This is a genomic window from Thiobacillus sp. (assembly GCF_024708915.1).
Window position 1 is genome coordinate 1 of the sequence record NZ_JANJXQ010000117.1, and the last position, 4267, is coordinate 4267.

The 4267-nt window shown below is 65.8% G+C and carries 4 protein-coding genes and 1 pseudogene; all 5 read left to right on the forward strand.

The features are described 5' to 3' along the window. Window positions 1-160 (forward strand): annotated as a pseudogene (locus Q0L94_RS08575) (aminotransferase); the annotation flags it as partial. Between the two features lie 139 nt (window positions 161-299). Further along, window positions 300-1613, forward strand: a complete 1314-nt coding sequence (locus Q0L94_RS08580; protein ID WP_296752477.1) for a homoserine dehydrogenase — start codon at window positions 300-302, stop codon at window positions 1611-1613. A 13-nt stretch (window positions 1614-1626) separates the two neighbouring features. Next, entirely contained in the window at window positions 1627-3051 is a 1425-nt protein-coding gene (gene thrC, locus Q0L94_RS08585; protein ID WP_296752480.1) for a threonine synthase, read from the forward strand. Then, entirely contained in the window at window positions 3008-3673 is a 666-nt protein-coding gene (locus Q0L94_RS08590; protein ID WP_296752483.1) for a uracil-DNA glycosylase family protein, read from the forward strand. Before thrC ends, Q0L94_RS08590 begins: the two co-directional genes overlap by 44 nt. Before the next feature lie 21 nt (window positions 3674-3694). Beyond that, on the forward strand, window positions 3695-4267 hold a 573-nt coding region (locus Q0L94_RS08595; RefSeq protein ID WP_296752485.1), incomplete at its 3' end, for a glutathione S-transferase N-terminal domain-containing protein.

Consider the following 4267-nt stretch of genomic DNA (forward strand, 5'->3'; position numbering starts at 1 on the left):
CCTGCTGGATGAGGAGCGTGTGCTGGTGGTGCAGGGAACCGGTTTCAACTGGCCGCATCCGGATCACATCCGGGTGGCGTTCCTGCCGCACGAAGAAGGCCTGATCGAGGCGATCGGCCGCATGAGCCGCTTTCTCGACCGGCAACGGGCACATCGCTGATTTTTGTTTTTTTCATCCGCGAAGCACGCGAAGGGACGCGAACGCAAGAGCATGTCAGAAGCGTATTGCCTTTCCGGGATTTCCTTCGCGCTTCTTCGCGTGCTTTGCGGATAAATGTTTTTTTGACTGAGACCAAACAATGAAGCCCATCCACGTCGGCCTGCTGGGCCTGGGAACCGTCGGTGGCGGCACGCTCACCGTGCTGCGCCGCAATGCTGAAGAAATCACCCGCCGCGCCGGCCGCGAAATCCGCGTGCTGCGTGCGGCGGTGCGCAATCTTGAAAAGGCCAGAGCGTTGGCGGGCGACCTGCCGCTGACGACCAACCCGTTCGACGTGGTCGACGATCCTGCGATCGACATCGTGGTCGAGTTGATCGGCGGCCTGGAGCCGGCGCGCGAGCTGGTGATGCAGGCGATCGCCAACGGCAAGCACGTGGTCACCGCCAACAAGCATCTGATCGCCAAGCACGGCAACGAAATCTTCGCCGCGGCGCAGGCCAAGGGCGTGATGGTCGCGTTCGAGGCCGCGGTGGCGGGCGGCATTCCCATCATCAAGGCGCTGCGCGAAGGCCTTTCCGCCAACCGCATCGAGTGGCTGGCCGGCATCATCAACGGCACCAGCAACTTCATTCTCACCGAGATGCGCGACAAGGGCGCTGCCTTCGACGACGTGCTGAAGGAGGCGCAGCGCCTGGGTTACGCCGAGGCCGACCCGACCTTCGACATTGAGGGCATCGACGCCGCGCACAAACTCACCATCCTGTCGGCGATCGCCTTCGGCATCCCGATGCAGTTCGACCACGCCTATACCGAGGGCATCTCGAAGCTCACCCGCGAGGACGTGCAATACGCCGAGGAGCTGGGCTACCGCATCAAATTGCTGGGCATCGCGCGGCGCGTCGAAGCCGGCATCGAGCTGCGCGTGCATCCGACGCTGATCCCGGAACGCCGCCTCATCGCCAACGTCGATGGCGCGATGAACGCGGTGCTGGTGGAGGGCGATGCCGTCGGCCCGACACTGTATTACGGCGCCGGCGCCGGCGCCGAGCCGACCGCTTCCGCGGTGGTCGCCGACCTGGTCGACGTCACCCGACTGCATACCGCCGATCCGCACCACCGCGTGCCGCATCTGGCGTTCCAGCCCGACCAGCTGGCCGCCACGCCGATCCTGCCGATGGACGAGGTGCGCACCGCCTACTACCTGCGCCTGCGCGCCTTCGACCGCCCCGGCGTGCTGGCCGACATCACCCGCATCCTGGCCGACGGCGACATCTCCATCGACGCCATGGTGCAGAAGGAGCCCGCCGAGGGCGAGGAGCAGGTCAACATCATCCTCTTGACCCACATCACGGTGGAAAAGAACATCAATGCCGCGATCGCCAGGATCGAGGCGCTCGACGCCGTGGCGGGGCAGGTGATGCGCATCCGTCTCGAAGAACTGGCGGCCAGGTAACCAGGGGCAGGCAATGAACTACCTCAGCACGCGCGGCCTTGCGCCGCAACTCCGTTTCTCCGAAATCCTGCTCGGCGGGCTCGCCAGCGACGGCGGCCTCTATGTGCCGGAAACCTACCCGCGCTTTACCGACGCCGAACTCGCGGCGATGCGCGGGATGAATTACCGCGAACTGGCCTTCGCCGTGCTGTCGCGCCTGATCGACGACATTCCGCACGACGACCTGCGCCGGCTGATCGACAAGACCTACACCGCCGATGTCTACCGCTACGCCGGCCCGGGCGAGGACGCGGCGGACATCACCCCGCTGAAAACGCTGGAGCCCGGCCTGCACGTGCTGGCGCTGTCGAACGGCCCGACGCTGGCGTTCAAGGACATGGCGATGCAGCTGCTCGGCAACCTGTTCGAATACGTGCTGGCGAAAACCGGCGGCGAGCTCAACATCCTCGGTGCCACGTCCGGCGACACCGGTTCGGCCGCCGAATACGCGATGCGCGGCAAGCGCGGTATCCGCGTCTTCATGCTGTCGCCCGAGCACGGCATGACGCGCTTCCAGCAGGCGCAGATGTATGCGCTCACGGACGCCAACATCCACAACTTGGTGATCCGCGGCGTGTTCGACCAGTGCCAGGACATCGTCAAGGCAGTGTCGAATGATCTGGACTTCAAGGCGAAACACCACATCGGCGCGGTCAACTCGATCAACTGGGCGCGCGTCGCGGCGCAGAGCGTGTACTACTTCAAGGCTTATTTCGCGGCGACACAAAGCAACGACCAGCAGGTGTCGTTCTCGGTGCCGTCGGGCAACTTCGGCAACGTCTGCGCCGGCCACATCGCGCGCCAGATGGGGCTGCCGATCAAGAAGCTCATCGTCGCGACCAACGAGAACGACGTGCTCGACGAATTCTTCCGGACCGGCGTCTACCGCCCGCGCCCGGAGACCAAGCACACCTCGAGCCCCAGCATGGACATCTCCAAGGCGTCCAACTTCGAGCGCTTCGTGTTCGACCTCGCCGGGCGCGACGCCGGAAAGGTGCGCAGCCTGTGGAGCGCGGTCGAGGCGGGCGGCAGCTTCGATCTGAAGGCGCACGGCCTGTTCGACCGCGTCGCCGACTTCGGCATGGTCTCGGGCTCGAGCAGCCACGCCAACCGCATGGACACGATCCGCACCGTGTACGAGGTCTACGGCACCATGATCGACCCGCACACCGCCGACGGACTGAAAGTTGGATTGGAGCATCGCGAGCCGGGCGTGCCGCTCGTCTGCATGGAGACGGCGCAGCCCGCCAAGTTCGAGGACGCGATCCGCGAGGCGCTCGGCGTCGAGCCGGTGCGCCCGGCCGAGCTTGCCGACCTCGAGGCGCAGCCGCAGAAGAAGCACGTCATGGACGCCGATGTCGAAGCGGTCAAGCGGTACATCGTCGAACACGCCCGCTGAACCCGGTCCGCCCGAGGACCTGGACGGGCTGCTGGCGCAGGTGCAGGGCTGCACCGTCTGCGCCGCGAACCTGCCGCATTTCCCGCGCCCCGTCCTGCGCGTCTCTCCCACCGCGCGCCTGCTGATCGTCGGCCAGGCGCCGGGGCGGCGCGTGCACGAGACCGGCATCCCGTGGAACGATCCTTCCGGCGACCAGTTGAGAGCGTGGCTGGGGATGACGCGGGAGCAGTTCTACGACGCGTCGTGCATCGCCATCGTCCCCACCGGCCTGTGCTATCCGGGAACGGTGAAGGGCAGCGACCTGCCGCCCCGGCCGGAGTGCGCGCCCCTGTGGCATCCGCCGCTGCGCGCGGCGATGCCCGCCATCCGCCTCACCCTCCTGATCGGCGCCTACGCCCAGGCCTATTACCTGGGCCGCCGGCGCGGCCGCACGCTCGCAGACACCGTGCACGCCTGGCGTGATTTCCTGCCCGAGTACTTCCCGCTGCCGCATCCCAGCCCGCGCAATCGTCTATGGTTCAAGCGTCATCCCTGGTTCGAGCAGGAGGTGCTGCCGGCCCTGCGCGAGCGGGTTGGAGCGCTCTTTTCCACCGGGGATAATGGGGGCGTCCGCAAACCGTAACCCGCAGCTCAGGGAGCACGCATGAAACTCGTCACCTCGCTCACCAGCCCCTACGGCCGCAAGGTCCGTGTGGTGCTCGCCGAAAAGAGGATTCCCTTCAAGCTCCAGGTCGAGAACCCGTGGCAGCCGGACAGCCCCGTGCTCGCGGTCAACCCGCTCGGCAAGGTGCCGGTGCTGGTGCTGGAGGACGGTGAATCTGTGTTCGATTCGCGTGTCATCGTCGAGTACCTCGACCATGTCAGTCCGGTTGCGCACCTGATTCCCGGCGAGCCGAAAAGCCGCATGATGGTACGCGGCGTCGACGCGCTGGCCGATGGCGTTACCGATGCCGCGGTCGCGATTTTCTACGAAAAGAAACGCCCCGCCGACAAGCAGAGCACCGACTGGCTGACTCTGCAGGAAAAAACGCTGTTCCGCGGACTCGAAGCCCTGTCCGAGGCGCTTGGCGAAAAACCCTGGTATCTTGGCAACAGCATGACGCTTGCCGACGTCGCCTGCGGCTGCATGCTGGGGTATCTGAATCTGCGCTTCCCTGAAATCGATTGGCGCGGCGCGCATCCCAACCTGGCAAAACTTTTCGACAAGCTGATGACG

Bases quoted from the DNA above. Each gene is read 5' to 3' on its own strand.
- Q0L94_RS08580 (WP_296752477.1), top strand. From the start codon at position 300: ATGAAGCCCATCCACGTCGGCCTGCTGGGCCTGGGAACCGTCGGTGGC.
- thrC (WP_296752480.1), top strand. From the start codon at position 1,627: ATGAACTACCTCAGCACGCGCGGCCTTGCGCCGCAACTCCGTTTCTCC.
- Q0L94_RS08590 (WP_296752483.1), top strand. From the start codon at position 3,008: ATGTCGAAGCGGTCAAGCGGTACATCGTCGAACACGCCCGCTGAACCC.